14 protein-coding genes are annotated in these 21,580 nt (G+C 44.6%); 9 read left to right on the top strand and 5 right to left on the bottom strand.

The genetic code is table 11. The features are described from left to right. Window positions 1–402: 402 nt before the first annotated feature. Window positions 403–1,377, top strand: coding sequence for a glycoside hydrolase family 18 (locus tag ABIE50_RS11660; RefSeq protein WP_209861449.1), 975 nt, complete (start codon window positions 403–405; stop codon window positions 1,375–1,377). Between the two features lie 388 nt (window positions 1,378–1,765). On the opposite strand, the gene ABIE50_RS11655 is transcribed toward ABIE50_RS11660, so the two are convergent. The 3 genes from ABIE50_RS11655 to ABIE50_RS11645 form a co-directional block, all read right to left on the bottom strand. Then, window positions 1,766–3,139, bottom strand: coding sequence for an aspartate kinase (locus tag ABIE50_RS11655; RefSeq protein ID WP_354027976.1), 1,374 nt, complete (start codon window positions 3,137–3,139; stop codon window positions 1,766–1,768). Window positions 3,140–3,238: 99 nt separating this feature from the next. Beyond that, window positions 3,239–5,761 carry a beta-L-arabinofuranosidase domain-containing protein gene (locus ABIE50_RS11650; RefSeq protein ID WP_209861453.1) on the bottom strand — a complete coding sequence of 841 codons (2,523 nt, stop codon included), beginning with the start codon at window positions 5,759–5,761 and terminating at the stop codon, window positions 3,239–3,241. A 399-nt stretch (window positions 5,762–6,160) separates the two neighbouring features. After that, entirely contained in the window at window positions 6,161–6,700 is a 540-nt protein-coding gene (locus ABIE50_RS11645) for a hypothetical protein (protein ID WP_209861455.1), read from the bottom strand. Window positions 6,701–6,962: 262 nt separating this feature from the next. Between ABIE50_RS11645 and ABIE50_RS11640 the strand changes: the two genes are divergently transcribed. Next, window positions 6,963–7,757, top strand: a complete 795-nt coding sequence (locus ABIE50_RS11640) for a winged helix-turn-helix domain-containing protein (RefSeq protein WP_354027975.1) — start codon at window positions 6,963–6,965, stop codon at window positions 7,755–7,757. Between the two features lie 256 nt (window positions 7,758–8,013). On the opposite strand, the gene ABIE50_RS11635 is transcribed toward ABIE50_RS11640, so the two are convergent. After that, window positions 8,014–8,550 (bottom strand): hypothetical protein, encoded by a 537-nt coding sequence (locus tag ABIE50_RS11635; protein ID WP_209861459.1) that lies wholly within the window; start codon window positions 8,548–8,550, stop codon window positions 8,014–8,016. Between the two features lie 540 nt (window positions 8,551–9,090). After that, window positions 9,091–9,993, bottom strand: coding sequence for an AraC family transcriptional regulator (locus tag ABIE50_RS11630; RefSeq protein WP_142683090.1), 903 nt, complete (start codon window positions 9,991–9,993; stop codon window positions 9,091–9,093). Window positions 9,994–10,270: 277 nt separating this feature from the next. Between ABIE50_RS11630 and ABIE50_RS11625 the strand changes: the two genes are divergently transcribed. From ABIE50_RS11625 to ABIE50_RS11595, 7 genes are all read left to right on the top strand, one after another. After that, entirely contained in the window at window positions 10,271–11,155 is an 885-nt protein-coding gene (locus tag ABIE50_RS11625) for a sugar phosphate isomerase/epimerase family protein (protein WP_209861461.1), read from the top strand. 19 nt (window positions 11,156–11,174) lie between these two features. Then, entirely contained in the window at window positions 11,175–12,341 is a 1,167-nt protein-coding gene (locus ABIE50_RS11620; protein ID WP_209861462.1) for a mandelate racemase/muconate lactonizing enzyme family protein, read from the top strand. Window positions 12,342–12,366: 25 nt separating this feature from the next. Then, a complete protein-coding gene (locus ABIE50_RS11615) occupies window positions 12,367–12,855 on the top strand; it encodes a VOC family protein (RefSeq protein WP_209861464.1) in 489 nt (162 codons plus the stop codon). Continuing rightward, window positions 12,852–13,814 (top strand): 2-hydroxyacid dehydrogenase, encoded by a 963-nt coding sequence (locus tag ABIE50_RS11610; RefSeq protein WP_209861466.1) that lies wholly within the window; start codon window positions 12,852–12,854, stop codon window positions 13,812–13,814. Before ABIE50_RS11615 ends, ABIE50_RS11610 begins: the two co-directional genes overlap by 4 nt. A gap of 88 nt (window positions 13,815–13,902) precedes the next feature. Further along, window positions 13,903–14,775 carry a ThuA domain-containing protein gene (locus ABIE50_RS11605; RefSeq protein ID WP_209861468.1) on the top strand — a complete coding sequence of 291 codons (873 nt, stop codon included), beginning with the start codon at window positions 13,903–13,905 and terminating at the stop codon, window positions 14,773–14,775. A 38-nt stretch (window positions 14,776–14,813) separates the two neighbouring features. Beyond that, window positions 14,814–18,002, top strand: coding sequence for a PVC-type heme-binding CxxCH protein (locus tag ABIE50_RS11600; RefSeq protein WP_209861470.1), 3,189 nt, complete (start codon window positions 14,814–14,816; stop codon window positions 18,000–18,002). A gap of 415 nt (window positions 18,003–18,417) precedes the next feature. Then, window positions 18,418–21,555: a SusC/RagA family TonB-linked outer membrane protein gene (locus ABIE50_RS11595; RefSeq protein ID WP_209861472.1), complete on the top strand. Its 3,138-nt coding sequence runs from the start codon at window positions 18,418–18,420 to the stop codon at window positions 21,553–21,555. Window positions 21,556–21,580: the final 25 nt, after the last annotated feature.

Raw genomic sequence — 21,580 nt, 5'->3', positions numbered from 1 at the left:
TTGGAAGCCTGGTAATTTTAACTGGGAAATAATCACAGTTTATTACCTTTCCTGAAGCCTCCGCAATGCTTGAAGCTGGTATCTGAAGATAGAATTAAACCTGCTGTATTGTTGATCGAGAACATGAAGCCTATCAATAACAGATTGAGGTGTCTGATACCATGTTTGCAGTAGTATACACAGCTGTACCCTATGATCCTAAACTCTATATCCAACCCTTAGTGCCTGCACAAGCCACCTCTCAAAATTAAATTCAGGATAAATATTGGTTACAAAAGGGTAAAAAATGGCAGCGACTGTATCATTATAAAAGTGTTTGCTGTACTGAACCAATTATCAGATAACTCTCCAAATATAAACCATATACGTTCACACTACAATTTCTTTAATTAAACAAAAACTATGAAAATTTACTTTAAATCCGGACAGGCTAAATTAGTAGCATCCTTTTTTGTTGTGCTTTTGATCGTAACATTGGCATCCTGTACAAAAAAAATAGAAGAAGTGGGCGGCAAAACACTTTTAGCCAAAACAGATAAAGGGCAATATCTTGAGAACCTTTTGGCATATAAGAAAAGCCCTCATCAGTTATTGATGGGTTACTACAGTGCATGGGAGGATGCTGCAATTGATGGCGATATCAAAAAACCGAAAATGACAGATCTTCCTGATAGTGTAGATATTGTTTCAGTCTTTCAACGAGGCGGTGAAAATGAAAGTTATTTTAAAACGCTCAAAGAAACTTACATCCCTGCTCTGCAGGCTAAAGGTACAAAAGTGATTTGGACACAAGGATATTGGCCCTGGCGCAATGTAAAGGATTCAAGCGATCAGGCAGGTATTGATGCTGCTGTCAAAGATATTATGAACACTATAAATGAATACAACTATGATGGATTTGATATCGATTTTGAACGCAAATCCAGGGAGGAAACAGGGATAATAGTAAAAATTTACGAAGGACTGTCTAAATATCTTGGTCCAAAATCCGGAACCGGTAAGTTATTAATTCTTGATACAGATGAGGACGCTGAAAATAATAGTACGGTGGCCACACTTCTGGAAAAAATAAAAGACAAGATTGACTATGTTTTTTTTCAGGCTTATAGACGCAGTGCCTCTCAGGTTACCTCATCTTTTTCTAATGGCTTTTCTAAATATATACCAGCGTCGAAATTTCTTGTGGGTGTAAATTTTCAGGGACAAGACGGTACTGAATCTTCGAATATTGCATTGATTAACGATTTTGCAAAATGGCAACCAAAGAAAGGGGTTAAGGGTGGAGTGTTAATTTATGGTATAGACGAAATTGTAAATAATAAAAATTTCAATACCGCAACGCGGGCAGCTATTCAGGAAATGAACCCGGCAAAATGAGGTGTAGATTTTAATACTTTGATATAAATCATTCATAATATTTTTTTCAAAAAGGCCAAAATTCACCGGAATTTCGGCCTTTTTTCTATTTAGGGTAGAGCATTTCCAACAAACCAGACGTCAATAGTTTAGGAAGTTCCCGCCATAAGCGGATAGAATTACATTGGGGTAATCAGAGGACGCCGAAGTTGTAATTCTTTGTATTCTCCCAGGAAAAATTTCTGTTGCCTGCCTGGTTAACGCTAAAGGCATCTCCGGCAACCAGATACGATAGCGCCACCATGCTTAAAGATGAAGTGCCCGTACATGTTATCACGGTCGTCATCAAAAAGAAAACGTTGAACGATGGAGATCACCGCAGACTATGGCAGCCTGTTGCACCCTCCTGTCATCCTACCGCTTTGTTCAGCGCAACGATAGCCGCTTTGAAATGTTCCCGGGTAACAACGAACTGGAAATTGACCTTTCTTAAGGCCACTCCAACGCTCAAAATATTAATGTCGGCTTTGGCCAGTGCGGCGGTAGCGTTGGCCAATAGGCCCGGCTGATCCATATTAGAACCCAGCAGGCAAACCATTGCAATAGGTTCAACAGTTACATGTTCGTATTTTTCTTTCAGGTCGTTCAATAACTGCTGGTTCAGATCACTTTCCCAAATGACGATGCTAATACTGTTGGCGCTGGTCGCCTTAAAGGTATAGCTGATACCATAGCGGGAAAATACCTGCATAATATCGAGATCGCTTCCCACAGCGCCTACCATTAACGGGTCATAAATATCAATAAGCAGTTGCTGGTCTGAGCCGGTAATAACCTCCACTCTTTTATGTCCTGAAACATAATTTTTAGTGATCAGCGTACCCGGGTGTTCCGGTTCAAAAGTGTTTTTGATGCGAAGATTAATGCCTGCTATCTCCAGCGGTTTTGCGGCCTTGGGATGAATAGCTTCCATCCCTACATCTGCCAGCTGGTCGGCGATATCATAATTGGTATAACCAACAGGTTTCACGTTTTCTATACCTACCAACGCCGGATCGGCGGTTGACAGATGGTATTCCTTATGAATAACAGCTTCTTCAGGCCGGAGCAGTTCTGCTATCCTGCTAAAGGTCACTTCTGAATAACCGCGGTCAAACTCCCGCATGATCCCCTCCGTTCCCTTTACATACCCTGTTGCAATGCACAGGCAGCTTTTAAGATCGATGGCTGCAAATTCCTCTTTGATCCGTTCGTCAATCGTCAGTGAGCGCCCGTCGCCCAGGCCGCTCAGGTCCGCCAATACCGCGTTAAGCCCTTTGTTCTGCAGGATATTTGCCAGTGCATACGCCGAGTGGCTTTCCCCAACTGAGGCCAGGATCTCCCGGACAGCGAGCAGAATGCCCTCATTAAGGTATCCGGAGGCCAGCATCGTGTTGGCACTATCCAGGTAGGTAAGTACCCGGTTAATAATACCATCTGTCACTTCGTCCGCTTTCGTCATGTCCAGCCCAAGTGGTGCGTAATGGGCATTCAGCTGTTTAAGGTGAAGCCTTACAGATTCAAGCGCCTTATGGTAATCGTTTCCTGTTGCAAACTGATGGTAGGCGCCAGGGGCTTTTGTTTTCTTATTTTCCAGCAACAGGTTTGTAACTCCCGAAAAAGCAGAAACAATAAAAACACGATTGTATAACCTGTCACCGGAACGGTCATAATAAATGATGTTGTCGATTACATCTTTTAGTGCACTCATGGAAGTGCCGCCTATTTTTTCCACTGTTAGCATCCTGCGAAGCTATATAATTTATGAATGCGATAAAAGTGAATATGCCAATTCCTGTTCAGTGACTATTCCCTCCTATTTTTATGTACAATGCAGAATGAATCAAAACGCTTTTATTTCCACTTTATCCATCGTTGCCAGGGCGTTATAGGCCCTTAAACCTATACTACCGCATTTATAATCCTGATCTGCCGCATTTATCAAAGGATTGGTATCATCATTTATAAAAACTGTAAAATGATCGCCCCTGGCTTTTACCGTAACGCGATAAGCGACGTTTAGCTTTATATCCTGCGGGGCAGCCGCGATTACTTTATATTGCTTTCCGTTGGCTTTCCCAAGCTCCACCAAACCGGTTACGGGATTCAAGCCAACATAATAACCTCTATACGCATCGGCGCCTATAGCGGGGCCTGATACACGGAATATCAGTCCTGCATTTCCTGGCGCGTTTACCGTTATCCGGGCACTATAAGTAAAGTCAGAAAAATCAGTTCCGGTGGCAATTATTTTTGATCCTACCCCGCCGGAACTATTCTGGTCATTGGATGCGCAATGAACCGCATCATCTTTACAAAACCATCCGCCACCGTATATTACCCACCTATCCGCACTATTATTGTTAAAATTATCTTCAAACAATTTATTAATAAATTCCGGCTCACCAATTGTCGGGAAAACACTTATCCTGATGTTTTGTGAACCGAAGGGCACCAGTGTAATTTCCTGCGTTTGTTCCCGTGAAGACACACGACTGTAAGGCACGTCCATTGCAGCATTACCACTATAATCAAGTGTCCATGAAGGGATCTGTTTTGCGTGAACCTTTAACTGGACCGGGCTCTGTTCTGCAATAAACGGGTTCTCAGGCATTGCATTACTTACAAACCTGAACTGATCTGCGGTATTACGCTTATCCAGTACTAATCCAAAATTCCATGCTGAGCGGGGCAATATCTCTGTTTCGTGAAAACCCTTTACATCAAATTCCTTTTTGTTCGTTACCGATTGCACTATTTTAAGTGCATACACCAGTGGCCCCCGCTCAATGCTTACTGCGTTATTCACCTGTTTTTTTATGGAGACAGACATAGGAAAGTTGAGCACAATTTTGTCGTTATTCTCCCAGGTCCTGTTAATAGTGAATATCGCTGCACTGGTAACACCGCGCATCAACTTCCCGTTAACCATCACTTCAGGCTTTTCACACCAGGCCGGGATCCTTATCCGCAGCGGGAAAGCCACTGATCTTTTCAGGTCGAAAGAAAACCGGATCTGCTCTTCAAAAGGATAATTGGTGTCCTCATATATTTTAACCGGAACGTTTTGGGCCACCATTGCATTTATTTCCATCGGGCCATAGGTGTTGATAGCAAGACCTCCATCGGGCGTTGCCAGGCAGCTATTCTTAATAAAGTACGGCCAGCCCATATGTAAATTATAACGGCAACAGGGGAAGCCGGAATAAGGGCTTAATAACAGGCCGTTGGCATAGTCCTGGTTATAACCGTGGTGTCCTTCCGCTGCCTTTATCTGGTTGGGCAATGTATAATAGGAATGTGTTTTAAGGTCCCTGTCAAATTGTGCCGGAAGCGCGTTGAAAGCAACCTTTTCCAGGTCGTCGCCCACCTGGGAATCATGGATAATCCTGCCTGCCGTTTCCAGGCTCTGCATCCATTCCACCACGGTGCAGGTTTCAACTCCCTGGACCGTACTTTTCCCCGACATAAACTCGGTACCAGAACCCAGGCCGGTAGGTTGGCCATTATCACGTTGAATATAGCGTATCCCCTTCCACATGGCCATTTCATCATTATCTGCGGTGTTCAGCTGACTGTATACAGCGGGAAACTTCAGCGCCTGGGCAACATTAACCATGTGCTTTGGCTGGTAGTCATCCCCATAATAGAAGAACCGGTTATTATTAAAAATATCTATCCATGGGTATGCCTGCGATTTTAGTTTTTTTACGAGTTCCAATAAATAAGGCTGACCGGTTTTGTTATAGGTCCACAGAACAATCTCCATATTATCAGCGGCCCTGGATTTACCCCAGCTGTCCAGCGGTAAACTATCAAGGTGCGCCAGCTGATACCTGAAATACCTGGCTAAAAATGGAATCACTCTTTTATCGTTTGTGGCCTCGTAGTAACTTTGTAAAGCATACATAAAAGGCATCCTGGGCCACCAGTCTTTCATTTTGGCGGGACCGAAAAGGCCGTCTTCCTGCTGATGGCTCAGCGTATAATCTATCCACTTTTCCGCTTTTTGTTTCAAAGTGTTATCATCGAGCGTATAGGCAAGTGCCACAAGCCCTTTTACGTAGTAGGGCACTTTTTCCCAGCTGTTCCCGCTGCCTCCGAGCCAATCGGAATTTTCACCAAGATCTTCCTTTTCCGGGTAGAGCTCTTCCGCATGGCCGGTAAACCCATTTTTCTGCAGCTCCAGTTGCTTCAGCAACCAGCCCTTAGCCCTGATACTCCCCAATGGCAACTGAGCATACACATCCTGCCTGAGCGGTTTCCGGTTAAAAGTATATGGCGCAGTGTTTACCTGTTGCGCATAAATGGATGATATACCTGGAAAAAAAAGTAGCAGCAATAACGTGAACGTGTATGGTTTCATATGCCGGATGCCTGGAATTTAATTTGCCAAATGTAAAAAACAAAATCCTGTAAACTATGGCACTGCCGCAAGTTTGAGACATCTGATCGAATATATGAGATGATCAGGATGCGCTAAAATCCATTCAATGTGCCTTCGGGGAATGAATTGCTTAAAACGTATTCACTGACGCAGCCTGTTAATTCACCCACCGGATGCGGATCTGGTTCCGGGCACATAAAGAGGCTGTATCATAAATAAATGATGCAGCCTCTTAAACGAAAGAAGCTGCCTCAATATCTATGAGACAGCCTCTTTTTTAATTTTGTCTGTGTCACTTTTCGCGCTTTCTCAAAAATTATCTTGATTAATAATAACTGACAAATGATTTTAAATCAGGAATACGCATAATTCAACTGCTCAGCAACCGCCTTTGCGGGGGGCACGTTTAAAAATTACTTTACTATCCCGTTCTACATACTCACCCGATACTATTGGGTATGAATACTTCGGCGCGTACGATACGTTATGGCTTCTCAGAATTATTTTGTCGTTGACTTTCAGGCTTTGCAATTGCTCAAGTTGAGACTTTTCCGGATCAAATCTTACAATGTAATCAACCCCATTAATCCTGGCCATCACACCGAAACCTAATCTTGATCCCGGCGGAAGAGAAAGGGAAGTTATAACAGCCTCCATATTACTAAAATCACTTATGTGATTCCTTATATTAGCAACACCGGCATACACTTTTTTCCCTGCGGGAGACGCTTCCCATTTTTTGAACTTTATACCTTCAGGGGTGGCCTCCCATTTTTTCCGTTCGGCTTCCCTTTCAGCAGCAGAGAGGGGCTTTGAGATCACCCTTTTAGAAGTTTCATTTTTAATTTCGCGATTAGCAAATACTAATCCGCTTACCACAAGTACCGGTAAGATCAGGGCATAAATAATTTTTTTCATATTTTTTATCGGTTTAATTAACATAAATCAGATCCGTTTAAGGCATTTCTTTATTTTTTCATATCCCTTTAACGATGGTGCAACAAAACTACTTTGATTTATTTCAGCGGGAAGAACCTGGATTGTAAATAAAAATGTAACCTTTGTAAATAAATGGTAAAATGGTATGTTTCATAGCCGAAATCTGCTTTCCGGGAAGCGCAAGTACCTGTGGGGACTGATACTACTCCTGTTTATCTCTGTAACCTGCCTGGTTTTTAGTATGACCGGCAGTGACGGTTTTGCGATCGCCAGAAGGGAAGTTTTGCTTCGCAGGATAGGAGATGAACTGCTAACGCAGTCGGGCGACAGTAAATCGAGGGTGCTTCCGGTAAAAAAGATCACCAAAAATGAATACCAGATCAGTTTTGAGAATGAGCTTACTTTTCAACCGGGCTCGCTGGTGAACATCACCCGGCGGTTGCTGGCCCAAGACCCCCTTTCAAGCGATTATGTGGTCACAGTTCTGAACAGCGATAAGTCCGGTGTAGTCTATGGATATGCTATATCGAAAAACCAAAAAGATGATATTGTAGCTTGCATAGGCAGAAAACAACCCATGGCACGTTACATTGTCAACATCAAATTTAAACCGACAAGCCTAAATACAGCAAAGAATGGACTTTTGTTAGGCGGTTTGCCATTTTTAGCATTTATTGGTTTTATATTTTTCCGGTTTACTAAGCCACGCCGGACTTTACCTGATAGCCAGGTTACTGGTACAGTCTCTTTGGGCTCAATGTTGTTCGATGAAAAAAATCGTAAGCTCATAATAAATGGAAAGACCATTGATCTCACCGGAACAGAAACCCGTGTGTTGCACATCTTCGCATCTTCTCCTAACGAGACCATAGAGAGAAGCAGGCTACAAAAAGAGGTATGGGAAGATGAAGGTGTTATAGTAGGCCGCAGTCTTGATATGTTCATATCAAAACTCAGAAAAAAACTGGAACCTGATCCCAATATCAACATCGTTGTTGTACGCGGCAAAGGCTATAAGCTTGAAATCAGCTCTTAAGGAAGAAATCCCCCCTATGGCTTTAGCGCCCTAATGATTTGCTAATAAAAGCCTCCCGACCGGCTCAACCAGGTGTTGAACCCCACCGGAGGTGTAACAGGAAGATATTTCCCGATACTTATCTACTACTAATTTTTTTAAAATTTTGCCCCTATGTGTCCCTTGTGCTATCTAAACTACTGATAGTCAATATGCCTATTTTTTATCGGGCATTAAAATGGACAAATCGGAAGATACCTGGTTCGGTCCAACGATTTTACCTGTGCATATTTCCCCCTACCGGGGCATATGCCGGGGCATAAAAAGGAGAATAGCCATTATACCCGCCTCTGCTCACACCAATACTCCCGGAAATGGAGAATGTCCTGTCATTGTTAATATACATTACGCCTATTTTTGCATCCGAATAGGCGGCGAAATTGTTTGTTTGCATCAAGCCACTACCCTTGGTAATTGCGGATTGATAAGGCATGCCGTTATAACGGAAAACATATGGCGTCACAGATACGCCTCCGAAAGCATAAAAATTACTGGTCAACTGACGGTTGATCTGTAACCCCAACGGGACCGACAGGAAGGAACTGCTTCCTCCTTTAAATGCAATAAAACCAGTGGAAACGCCAGCATCTTTTGTAACAAACCACTTCTTATGGATATAGTTAGTATCGTTTATCTGCAAAGGGGGCCTGAAGGAAGATCCGGCGCCATTCATTGCGCCGAAAGACGAATCCACCTGGGCGTTTGCAGCCAGACCCGATATGAGAACAACAAAAAAAAGGATTGCGCGTAACATGACAATAAAGATAAGCATCCTTTTTTATTAAAAAATGCTAACATAATCACAATTCTGGAATAGCGGTTATGCCCTGAATGCCAGGTGGAATTTTTCATTTTATGATGGCCAGCAACTAAGATATAATACTTTGGTATTGGCCTGGGTTAAACTATTTACAGCCAAACAAAAAAGAAATATTATAGAACAATTACATATATAAACAGGGTAAAATGCACCTCCGGGCAGGAAATTTTAATATCTGGATTTGGAAGATTTCAAGACGAGACAAAAATCGGGCTTAGTGCATGCACTAAGCATTGGAAGCGCATCATTAGTGCATAGTGACAGTCTCGAAGTGTATGGGTATAGTATTAGGAGTATATGGTGAGTACAACACATAGACGACTCCTATGTATCTGAGAAGTATGCGAAAAGTATTCAACAGCTATTAAATAAGCGATATCTGAGTATTACTCTAAAACACTGCAAACCGGCTAAAGTGGAAAATCAGCTTTTAATCGGCTGCTTTATCCCTTCGCCGGGTAATGTAAGGCATGCCTAATCCGCTGTAGGCCGGAAACTGGGCGTGCTTGCATTACTTTCAATAAATGCCTTGCGGTATTCCCTTGGAGACTTCCCCTGGTAAATTTTGAACTGCCTGTTAAAGTAGGAAATATTGTCAAAACCACATGCATAGCATACTTCAGCTATGCCATCTTCTGTTCCTATCAGCAATTTTGTAGCATGACTGATCCTTATCTCATTCACAAACTGTGAGAATGTTTTGGTGGTTCTTTTTTTGAAGTAACGGCAAAATGCCGCTTCGTTCATACAGGCGAGAGATGCTGCCGATTTACTGTCTACATGATGATGATAATTATCCAAAACATATTTAAATATAGGCTCTAACTTTTTCGAATCCGCATCTTTATAACGTACCTTCCCCGGATCATCTGTAAGCAGCTGGATGCTTTCCCTGCATTGCAGCGACAGCTCATCCAGTATCTGTAAAAGTATAATCAGGTTTTTCATCTGCTGGTTGGCCTGGAACCTGAAAAACAGGCTATTAACAACAGCAGGTACCTTGTTGAATTTTATTCCGCATTCAGAGAGCTGCATCAGTTCCTTTATCTTCCTTAATTCCAGTTTATCAAAAAAATCCCTGCCAATAAAATCTTCTGTAAACTGCACTATAATAGCGTGGGCAATTTCATCGGCGCCAACAGGAGAATCATTGTTACAAAAACAATGCACCAGCCCCGGACCAAACATATAAATCTCTCCTTCGTTGTAATTCATCACCTTATTCCCCGCATACATTCTTCCCGCGCTTTTTACAATCAGTATCAATTCGTGGCCATGATGAAAATGAAAAGTATTTGTAAAACGTGGCTGACAAAACTCTTTAATCACAAAGCTGGCATCTTCGGGCGTAGATATGTGCCGGTAAGAAACTTTCATAATGTCTTTATTTTTAGTACACTATTTATTTTTCTAAAGCAAAATTTAAGAAATATAGCAAATATAGTATCGATATATTGCAAATGAAGTACTTTTATTTCAATAGAAGTCTGAATAAGTTTGTGAAACAATGATAAAAAAAGTTCCTGTTATGAAACCAACAAGCTTGCACCTTACAGCAATCGCACTGCTGGCTACTCTTCCGTGACGGGCAGGAAAATTTAACGTAGCCGTTACCTGCAAAAAACATTAATCCACTTTTATATATTAAAGCGTTATGGAACTAGGGATACACAACTGGATGAGGTCTGAAACTATAGAAACCACCATACGGAGGGTTTCTGCGCTGGGATATACCAAACTTGAAATTGCCGGAACCCCGGAGCAATATGACACGAAAAGCGTCAGGCAACTGATGAAAGACTATGGCCTGTCGTGCTGGGGATCTGTAACCCTGATGCTGGGCGACCGCAACCTGCTTGCCAGGGACGAGGCCCAACGCGCAAGATCAGTGCAGTATGTGAAGGATATCATAAAAATGGTAAAGGAACTGGACGGGCATATGGTATCAGTGGTGCCATGCACAGTAGGAAAAATTGTGCCTGATGGCCGGCCTGAGGAAGAATGGAAATGGGCTGTTGACGCCCTGAAGGAAATTTATAACTATAGTGAAGCCTCTGGTATTGTAATAGGCATTGAACCTATCAACCGGTTTGAAACCTACTTCATCAACCGGGCCGCCCAGGCCCTGACGCTTGCAGAGGCCGTAGGCCCTAACTGTGGCGTGTGCCTGGATACCTTTCATATGAATATCGAAGAAGCGGATATGTTTGAGGCGATCAGGGCAGCCAAAGGGAAACTGGTTGGTTTTCATGTAGCGGATAACAACCGCATGGCGCCGGGAATGGGACATCTCAACTGGAAAAAGATCATAGATACACTGCGGGAAATAAACTATGATGAAGTGCTTTCCGTGGAATTTTGCGCCCCGCTGGATCGCACCCCCGCTAATCCTTACCCGGACTCAATTGATGAAAACCCGGAAAACTTATCTGCTGAGCAGGAAAAATTCCTGGCAGACCATGGCAGCGCTTCTGTTACGGAAGCATTTTATACCATGCTGACAGCCGAATCATTTAATACTTTATCAAAACTTATTTAAAGAAGTCAACTGCTAACAGATGAAAATAGCTAATGTAGAGGCATTTTGGTTACGCTGTCCTGTTCCTAAAGAAAAACAACATACTTCAGACTATGGATTATTAACCAATTTTGATATGACGCTTGTTGTAATAACAACGGATGATGGTCTTCAGGGATTTGGAGAAGCCAAAGCAGCGGTTGGATCTTCGGGGGTATGCGCCTCCATTGTAAATTGTATTGAAAACGAATTAAAGCCGGCATTACTGGGTAAGCAGGTCAAAGATATTTCCCGTTTATGGGAAGAGATGTACAATGGCACAAGGGATCATTACGCATTGCTGAGAGGCCGGAAATTCCCTATCCTTGGAAGAAGGGGCCTTACCATATCTGCTATGAGCGGTATCGATACTGCGCTGTGGGATTTGAAAGGGAAGATGCTGAATGTTCCGGTGATGGACCTGATAGGCGGCGCCTGCAGGGATAAGATGCCGGCATATGCAAGCGGTGGCTGGGCAGATGCAGACAACATTGGCGCACAACTGAAAGGATATACAGACAAGGGATTTGGCAGTGTTAAAATGCGCGTTGGCGTGATGGACCGCACCGTACAAAACAGTATTGAAAGAGTAAAGGCAGCAAGAGCCGCCTTAGGACCTGATATTAAGCTGATGGCCGATGCGCACGGTACCTTCAGCGTTCCGGAAGCAAAACAGTTCTGCCGCGGAGTAGAAGATTGTAACTTATACTGGTTTGAGGAACCTATCAATCCTGATAATAAAACAGGGACAGCAGAAGTAAGAGCTTCCACATATATTCCTATTGCAGCAGGCGAAAGCGAATATACCAGTTTTGACATCAATGAACTTTTGCAGATAAGGGCCATTGATGTAATACAGCCGGATGCAGCCATCATTGGCGGTATTTCCGAGGCAGTGCGCGTATCGCACCTCGCAAGCGTGCATCAGCTGGAGCTGGCGCCGCATTGCTGGGGCTCCGCCTTCTCTTTTATGGCAGGACTGAATGTAGCGTTTGCATCGCCATCGGCCACTATTATTGAGTTCTCCCTGGGAGGCAATCCGATGATGTATGAACTGGTAAAGGAACAAATTACCGTTACAAATGGCGACATACTGGCGCCAACTGCCCCGGGGCTGGGTGTAACTCCCGACTGGGATTTTGTAAAGGAGTATAAACAAAAAGCTTAGAAGTGGTATTTGTAAATGACTATTTATGGCCAAAGCACTTAAAATTAATCACGTAACACTGATTGTAGACAACCTGGAAAAAGCAGGTCATTTCTATCAGCATGAGTTAGGCCTGGAGCCGCTTGCCGCCTTCCGGTTTGATTACCCTGTTATGTTTTTCAAATTCAACGAAGAGCAACAGTTACATATCTCCGAATGGGAAGATAAGACCTCCTTCCGCGGGCATGTTTGTGTACAGGTAGATGATTTCAGCAGTTTGTTTTTCCGCATGAAAGAATTGAACATCATTGATATAAACCCATGGGGAAAAGTAAGAAAACTGCCAGATGGAGCTATGCAGATGTTTGTGCGTGACCCTGCCGGCAACCTGGTGGAAATTTCCTCCATACCGGGAGCTGAAACAGATCCCCGGATATTTGCAGATGAGCTTTATGAAGAAGGCCTGTATGTTTCCAACAGGAATGACTTCAGGGGGTACAGGTCTGATGATGCCACTTTATATCATAACAAATGAGAAAGAACGTATTGTTGCTTGAAACCGTTGCCGATGAAGCATTCACCGTTCTTCAGGATAATGTGAATGTGTTCACAGGATACGATGAGGCCAGCTTAAAAAATGTTTTGAACAATGAAGATATCCATGCCATCATTACAAGAGGAAAAGGACTGATCAATAAACCACTCATCGATACCTGTCCGCATTTACAGGTGGTTGCCAGGTGTGGTGTAGGATTGGATAATGTAGATGTAGCCGCGGCTACTGCCAGAAAAATCATGGTCATCAATGCCCCGGGCAGCAATGCCGCCACTATTGCCGAGCATACCCTGGGACTGATGCTGATGCTCATGCGCAACATGTATGAATCGGTATTCCAGGTGAAACAAAACAACTGGGACTGGCGCAATCAATATGCAGGTGATGAGCTGAACGGGAAAACCCTTGGCATACTGGGTATGGGAAATATAGGAAAACGTGTGGCCCGGCTTGGAGAAGCTTTTGGAATGGAAGTGCTGTATTGGAGTAAATCCACCCGGGACCAGCCTTATAAATACCTGGCCATGGAAGAGGTATTACAGCAATCGGATGTAGTGAGCCTTCATCTTCCCTTTAACAGTGAAACAGATAAGATCATAGGAGAAAAACAACTGCGTTTGATGAAGCCTGGTTCATTACTGATCAATACGGCAAGAGGCGCGCTTATTGATCATCCTGCATTGCTGCAGGCATTGAACGCAGGGACCATTTCAAGCTATGCTGCAGATGTATTGCCCGATGAGCCACCAGTGGAGAGCCTCGGCATTGTACATCATCCGCGGGCAATTGTTACGCCGCATTCCGGCAGCCTTACATCGGCTACCTACCGGCAGATATGCCTGCTCACCATCAACAATGTAGTGGCAGCGCTTACCGGTAAGCAACCGGATCTTAACAGCATATATAACCGCAATGCGCTTGCGTTAATCAATAACTGAGACATCATTTCTTTAATGTTACCGTATGCTTCCTGAAATGTGGCAGGTTGGATCGCATATAAAACGGTCATCAATAATCTCTGTTCAAATGAAAAAATTCTGCGTTTGTTTATTGTTCCTGGTAAATACCAGCATAACATGTACGGGGCTGCTCTTTGCGCAATCTTCCAAAGCGGGGAAAAAACCGCTGGTTGTTTTCGTGACCGGTGATCATGAATACAGCAGCGAGGAAACCATGCCTCTCATTGCTGCTGCGCTGGAGAAGGATTACGGTATGAAAACGATCGTTCTCAAAGCATCTCCTGATTATAACAGCGAAGAAAATATCCCGGGCCTGGAGGCTTTAAAACAGGCGGACCTGGCTGTTTTTTTCCTGCGCTGGCGCAGGCTCCCTCCTGAACAACTTGCGTATATTAATGCTTACCTGAAATCAGGTAAACCCGTTATGGGCTTCCGTACCACCACGCATGCCTTCCATTTCCCTGAAGGACATCCCAGCGAAAAATGGAATGCCTTTGGTGAATTTGCATTGAATGCTCCTCCCGGATGGGGCGGCGCGGCCAAACATACCCACTACGGGCACGAGAGCAGCACTGATGTTCACATTATTCCTGAACAGGCGAACAATCCTATTCTAACAGGCGTAGCAACCAACTTTCATGTACGCTCATGGCTATACCGTGTTTTGCCGGATTACCCTGTGAAAGGCTCCACCTGGTTACTGATGGGGAAAGCCGTGAACCCGGATAAAGAAGCCATAGAAAACCCGGTGGCATGGACCGGCACCAACAGTTTCGGCGGCAGGGTTTTTATGACCACCATGGGCCATCCTGAAGATTTCACACAAGAGCCCTTTCAGCGGTTAGTGATCAATGCCATTCATTATGAACTGGGATTAAAAATTCCACGGAAATGGAAAGGTAAAATGAATATCCAGGTACCCTACCGTGTAGCCAAATAAGTATTTCTCGTTTCCTGATTAAGCTAAATCTATCCAAAATGTCCAAACTATCAAAAATTGGCATTTACGCGCCTTTTATTCCCATAGTGTTGGCGATAATGATACTGCATGCCTGCAAATCCCAGGAACCTGCTCCGCTTACTATTTCCGGGACATCCCATATTTCCCTGATCGGTAACAACCTGGGATCAAGAATGATAAATTATGATAATTTCGAAACAGAGCTCTATCTCCGTTATCCTGAGTATAAAATACAGATCCGCAATATGTGCGATGGCGGGGAAACTCCCGGGTTCCGGCCACATTCCGGCAGGAACTCCCCGTGGGCATTTCCGGGCGCAGAGAAATTCCATCCGGCGCTCGACAGCCAGGTGCAGGCCATTGAGAACCCAAGCCAGGGACATTTTGAAACACCTGACCAATGGCTCACCAGGCTTAAAACAGATGTGATCATCGCATTTTTCGGATACAACGAATCATTCGACGGGAAAGAAGGACTGGATAGTTATAAAGCAGAACTGGACGCATTTATAAAATGGACCCTGAAACAAAAATATAACGGCGTTTCTGCGCCGCAACTGGCCATTGTTTCTCCTATCGCCTTCGAAAATCTTTCAGATAAATATGATCTTCCCGATGGCCGTAAAGAAAATGAAAACCTTGCCCTGTATACACAGGCAATGAAAGAAGTGGCTGCCGGTAATAATGTGTTATTTGTAGATGCATTCACACCTTCCGGAAAATGGTATGAGGATAGTAAAGAACCACTCACCATAGATGGTTCCCAACTGAATGAAGAAGGTTATAAAAAGCTGGGGCTTTTGCTGGCAGACAAGATCTTTGGAAATGTTTCGCCAAAGGCGGAAACTAACAGGAAACTGGTACATGATGCCGTATCGGAAAAGAACTGGATGTGGCTCAATGATTATAAAATCCCTAACGGGGTGCATGTGTATGGCCGCCGGTATGATCCCTACGGACCGGATAATTATCCTGCGGAAATAGAAAAGATCCGGCAGATGACAGCGATCAGGGACACCGCAGTTTGGCTGGCAGCTTCAAAAGGTGAGAAAATGGATATTGCTGCTGCCGATAAAAACACCAAAGTGTTACCTCCTGTTAAAACGAATTATAACCCTGCAAAAAATGGCAGCCTGCGGTATCTCAGCGGGCAGGAAGCGGTAAGTAAGCTGAAAGTTCCACCTGGCTACAAGATTGAGCTTTTTGCCTCTGAAGAGCAATTTCAAGACCTGGCTAAGCCAATGCAGATGTCGTTTGATAATAAAGGCAGGCTGTGGGTAGCGGTAATGCCAAGCTATCCGCATTATAAACCGGGAGATGCCAGGCCCAATGATAAAATTCTCATTTTTGAAGATACCGACAATGATGGTAAGGCCGATAAAGAAACAATATTCGCGGATAGCCTGCATCTTCCTATAGGTTTTGAAATAGCCCCCGAAGGCGTATATGTTGCCCAGGGAACCAATCTTAAACTGCTAACAGATACAGATGGCGATGGCAAAGCCGATAAAACGGAAATCCTGCTCAGCGGGTTCGATGATCATGATACACATCACAGCAGTCACGCGTTTACAGCCGATCCCTCCGGTGCAATTTATTCAGGGGAAGGCGTTTTTCTTCACACGAATGTAGAAACTTCCTACGGAACCATTCGTGGCACCAACGGCGGCTTTTACAGGTACGATCCCCGGCGCAGGAAGCTGGAGCGTACTGCACAACTTTCTATTCCCAACCCATGGGGTATTGCATTCGACGACTGGGGCCAGCCATTTTTTGCGGAAACATCCAGCCCGGATGTGCGCTGGATGCTTCCCGGAACCGTGTTGCCCAGGTATGGCCAGGCTACGCATAAATCGATCCAGCTCATAGAAGATAAACATAAAGTAAGACCAACATCGGGACTTGAATTTGTATCCAGCCGCCATTTCCCCGATGAGGTGCAGGGCGATTTCCTCATCAACAATACCATCGGGTTCCTGGGCACGAAAGAACATACCCTGCAGGATGATGGCACCGGTTATAAAAGTCACCACCGCATGGATCTGCTGGTGAGCGGGGATCCCAATTTCCGGCCGGTAGACCTGGAGTTTGCGCCCGATGGATCATTATACGTGATCGACTGGCATAACATCCTGATAGGGCACATGCAGCACAATGCGCGGGACCCGCTGCGCGATCATTCTCATGGAAGAATATACCGTATCACCTATCCCTCCAGGCCACTGGTAAAACCTGCCAACATCGCAGGAGCACCCATAGAGGAGCTGCTGGAAAATCTTAAACTGCCGGAGTACAGAACCCGTTACAGAACCCGCCGTGAACTGAGAGGACGTGATGTTTCCCAGGTACTGGCCAAACTGCAAACCTGGATTGCCAGCCTGGATAAAAATGACCCAAGGTATGAACATCATTTACTCGAAGGACTTTGGGTGAGCTGGGGAATGGATAAGGTAGACCAGCCGCTTTTAAAACAGTTATTAAAAGCAAAGGACTATCATGCAAGGGCCGCAGCAGTAGAAGTACTGCGTTATACAGGGCACCAGGTGGCAGACCAGGCAGACCTGCTGATGCAGGCCGCAAAGGATGAAAACAGCCGTGTACGCCTGATGGCCATAGTAGCCGCTTCATGGATCGGCAAGGAAAGAGGTCTTCCTATCCTGGCAGCCGCTGAAAAAATGCCGCTGGATGAATGGATGATCCACGCATACGAAACTGCCGTGGCACACTTAAACGGGGAAAATGTGAAAAAGGATAAAGAAGAAAATGAAAACACCAGGCTGAAAGGCGCCGCACTGGCGCTGTTTAACAAAGGAAAAGAAATCTACTCCATAGAAGGATATTGTAAAACATGCCACCAGGCAGATGGTAAAGGCCTGCCTGATTCAGGCTTCCCTCCTCTTGCCGGCTCCGGTTGGGTAACAGGAAGCGATGAGCGCCTTATCAAACTGGTGATGAAAGGCGTATTAGGCCCAATAGAAGTAAACAATAAAACGTATCCGGGCCAGGTGCCCATGACGCCTTTTGGCGGATTACTGAAAGATGATGAGATAGCCGCCGTGTTAACCTATGTCAGGAATTCATTCGGCAACAAGGGAACACCTGTATCTCCCGATAAAGTGAAACAGGTAAGAAAAGCCATAGAAAGTAAAAAGGATTTTTATTCTGCTGAACAGTTACTTAAAGAACACCCAATGGAGAAAAAATAACAGGTACCCGGCTATTTACTTAAAGACAAAAACACTTCTGTTAATTTACTATATCACTTAGATAAAATATCACAAGGAAATATTAGGCTGTATATTTAATATTGTTAGGACTTCTAATTAACAAAGTTACTATTTACTCATCACCAAAATTTGAAAAACTATCGCAGCCGTTGCGACGTAGCATAATCATTCAACCCAGGAACGGCGACAATTATAGCATTTACATTGTAAACACGGCAGCAGTCATCACTTTGCAGCGTGATATCACCTGCGTTTTCCCGAATTGAATTTATCCGGCAGGATGTTATTTGCCGGATAGATACAGGACGCCCAGACTTGTAAGATCCCAAATTTAAAAACTGCTGCTTAAGTAATATCCAGGATACGATCAATTTAACCTAATAACATTTTAACTATGAAACACATTTCCACGGTGATTTTTAAACTGCCGGCATTACGCCAGAAAATCATTTATGCCACCTTTGCCTTATTCATGGGAATAACAATGCCACTCCATGCAATAAACCCGGCAACGCTTAATTACCCCCAAACATCGCTCATAGACGTACGTGGTAAAGTTTTGGAAGAGAATGGCACCGGGGTACCCGGGGTGAGCATTAAAGTAAAGAATGTCAATAAGGCTACTACTACAGACGGTGATGGGAACTTCAACATTAAAGGTGTCCCTGCTGATGCGGTGTTGATTGTTTCTTATATCGGCTATATTACACAGGAAGTGAGCGTTACTGCTGCAGAGATGCAGATTAAACTTGTTCCGCAGGTTAAAAAGATAGACGAAGTAGTAGTGGTGGGTTATGGCACCACAAAAAAATCAGATCTCACCGGGGCAGTTGGTACCGTTAAAGCGGAAACCCTGCAGGAACGCCCCTCCTCTTCCTTAAATCAAAGCCTATCCGGCCGTGTAACCGGGGTGAATGTGTCTTCCAACTCAGGAAGACCAGGCGGCAGAACCAATATCCGTATCCGTGGATCAAGCTCCCTGAGCGTTTCCAATAACCCGCTGTATGTAATTGATGGTGTGATCCTGAACCCAGTAGATCTGAGAAATGGAAGCACTCCCATTGATTATATCAATCCTAATGATATTGCTTCCATCGAAGTACTGAAAGACGCCTCTTCCACAGCGATCTATGGCGCCAGGGGTGCAAACGGGGTTATTCTTGTTACCACCAAAAGAGGTAATTCATCCGGTGGAAAGATCACCTATGACCCGGATTTCAGTATAGGCGTATTGCCCAGGAAACTGGAGCTGCTCAATGCAAAAGAGTTCCTGGCAGTGGAGGACCTGGCTTATGCCAACGCTCAGAAATATGACCCCGTGGGATGGGCAACAGGAACAAAATACACCGATCCCAAAACCAAACGCACTAACCCTAAATTATTTGATGCACAGGGAAACCCTTTATATGATACCGACTGGCAGGACGAAACATTTCAAAAAGCATTTACACAAAACCATCAGCTTGGCTTTACGGATGGCGACGAAAAAAGAAGCATAGGCGCTTTCTTAAACTATCGCAGCCAGGAAGGACTGGCACGGGGCTCCTGGCAGGACCGGTATGCCGGCCGCGTGGCATACGACAGCCAGATAAAGGACTGGCTGAAGATTGGTGGTACAATGAGTTACACCGATCAGCGGGAAAAACAGGTAGACCAGCTTAATGGGGGCGGTATTACCATGATGCGGCAGGTGCTGGAAGCCTTGCCTATTATCCCCGTAAAATATGCAGACGGAACATGGGCCAGCAACAGGGACTATCCCGGAATGGAAGGCGGTGATAACCCATTAAGGGTGGCGGCCGACAGGATATCCATTCTGCATACCCAAACCCTTCTTGGTAATTTATATGCAAATATTCACCTGGCCCCTGGACTGGAATTGAAATCGACCGTTGGTGTGAACATTATTAACCAAAGGGAAGATTATTTCGCCGCTAAAGGAATGCAATACATTTCAGACAACGGAAATGCTTTCGTTAATAATAACAGGTACAATTCCTGGCAGTTTGAAAACTACCTTACCTACAACAGGCAGTTTTCAAAGGTGCATAGTTTAAATGCTATGGCAGGGGTATCGTGGCAACATATTGACCGCTTTGAAAACCAGGCAAGCACAGAGGGTTTCACCGATTCTTACTACCGGTATTACAATCTTGGTGCGGGATCCAGTCCCCAGCCGCCTTCTTCTGTGGGAACCGCCAACGGGCTGAATTCCTACTTTGGCCGCATCAACTATGGTTTCCGGAATAAATACCTGGTCACTTTTACCGGCCGTATGGATGGCTCATCCAAATTCGGAAGTGATAACCAGTTTGCATTCTTTCCATCTGCGGCGCTCGCCTGGAGAGTAACAGAAGAAGATTTTATGAAGAGCGTTGCTGCAATATCCAATTTAAAGGTACGTGCCAGTTACGGCGCTACCGGCAACTCCGAAATACCGGCCTACAGGGCGCTTGCGGGCATGGGAAACTACAGCGTTATTTTCAACGGGGCACGGAATTCCGGTGTGGGTATTGACCGTATTGCCAACCCGGGTTTACAATGGGAAAAAACCAAACAGGTGGATTTCGGGCTTGAACTGGGCTTATTCTCCAACAGGCTGAATCTGGAACTGGACCTCTACCGCAGGAAAGTAGACGGTATGCTGCTGGACGCCCCGTTACCTTACACCAGCGGCCGTGATAAAATTTTCTCCAATGTGGGTAGTATGGAAAACAAGGGATTTGAGCTCGGCCTTAACTCAACCAACATCCAAACGGATAATTTCTCCTGGAGCACCACCTTCAACATTTCGGTCAATAAAAACAAAGTGCTCGCTTTAGCCAATGGTGATATAGCCTCCGGCAACGGCATTATCAGGGTGGGCGAACCAGTTGGCTCTTTCTTTGGAAGAGTGCATCTCGGTACCTGGGGCAGCAAGGAAGCCGATGAAGCAAAGAAATACAATATGCTGCCCGGGGATGTAAAATATAAAGATATCAATAACGATGGCATAATAAACGACCTTGACAGGGTCATTATCGGAAGAGGTATACCTGACGGATACGGCACCTTCCTGAACACTTTTCAATATAAAGCATGGTCACTGACAGTAGACCTCCAGTTTATGTACGGCAATGATGTGCTCGACAGAAGTATACATTCTGCGGAAGACAGGCAAGGAATAGCCAATAGTTATAAAACCGTGCTCAATGCATGGACAGAAACGAACCAGAATACACCTATCGCGCAGATACGGCCTATTAACGCCTATTACACCACCAATAACGACAGCCACAAAGTAACCGACGGGTCGTTTATCCGTGGCCGTAATTTGTTACTGGCCTATGTATTTCCATCAACCACAGCTTCGGCTTTAAAGCTCAGTCGCCTGAGAGTATACGCTTCCGTGCAAAACTTCTTCCTGATCACCAAGTACAAGGGATACGATCCGGAAGTTTCCAACTCCAGCTCTCCTTTCGACCAGGGACTGAATTTATACGATTATCCAAAGCCACGGGTATTTATGCTGGGTCTTAACGTGGGATTATAATACAGTACCAACTTTAAATGAAAGA

It is taken from the genome of Chitinophaga sp. OAE865 (assembly GCF_040546735.1).
In the GTDB taxonomy this organism is placed as follows: domain Bacteria; phylum Bacteroidota; class Bacteroidia; order Chitinophagales; family Chitinophagaceae; genus Chitinophaga; species Chitinophaga polysaccharea_A.
This window is presented reverse-complemented; position numbering and strand designations above follow the sequence as displayed.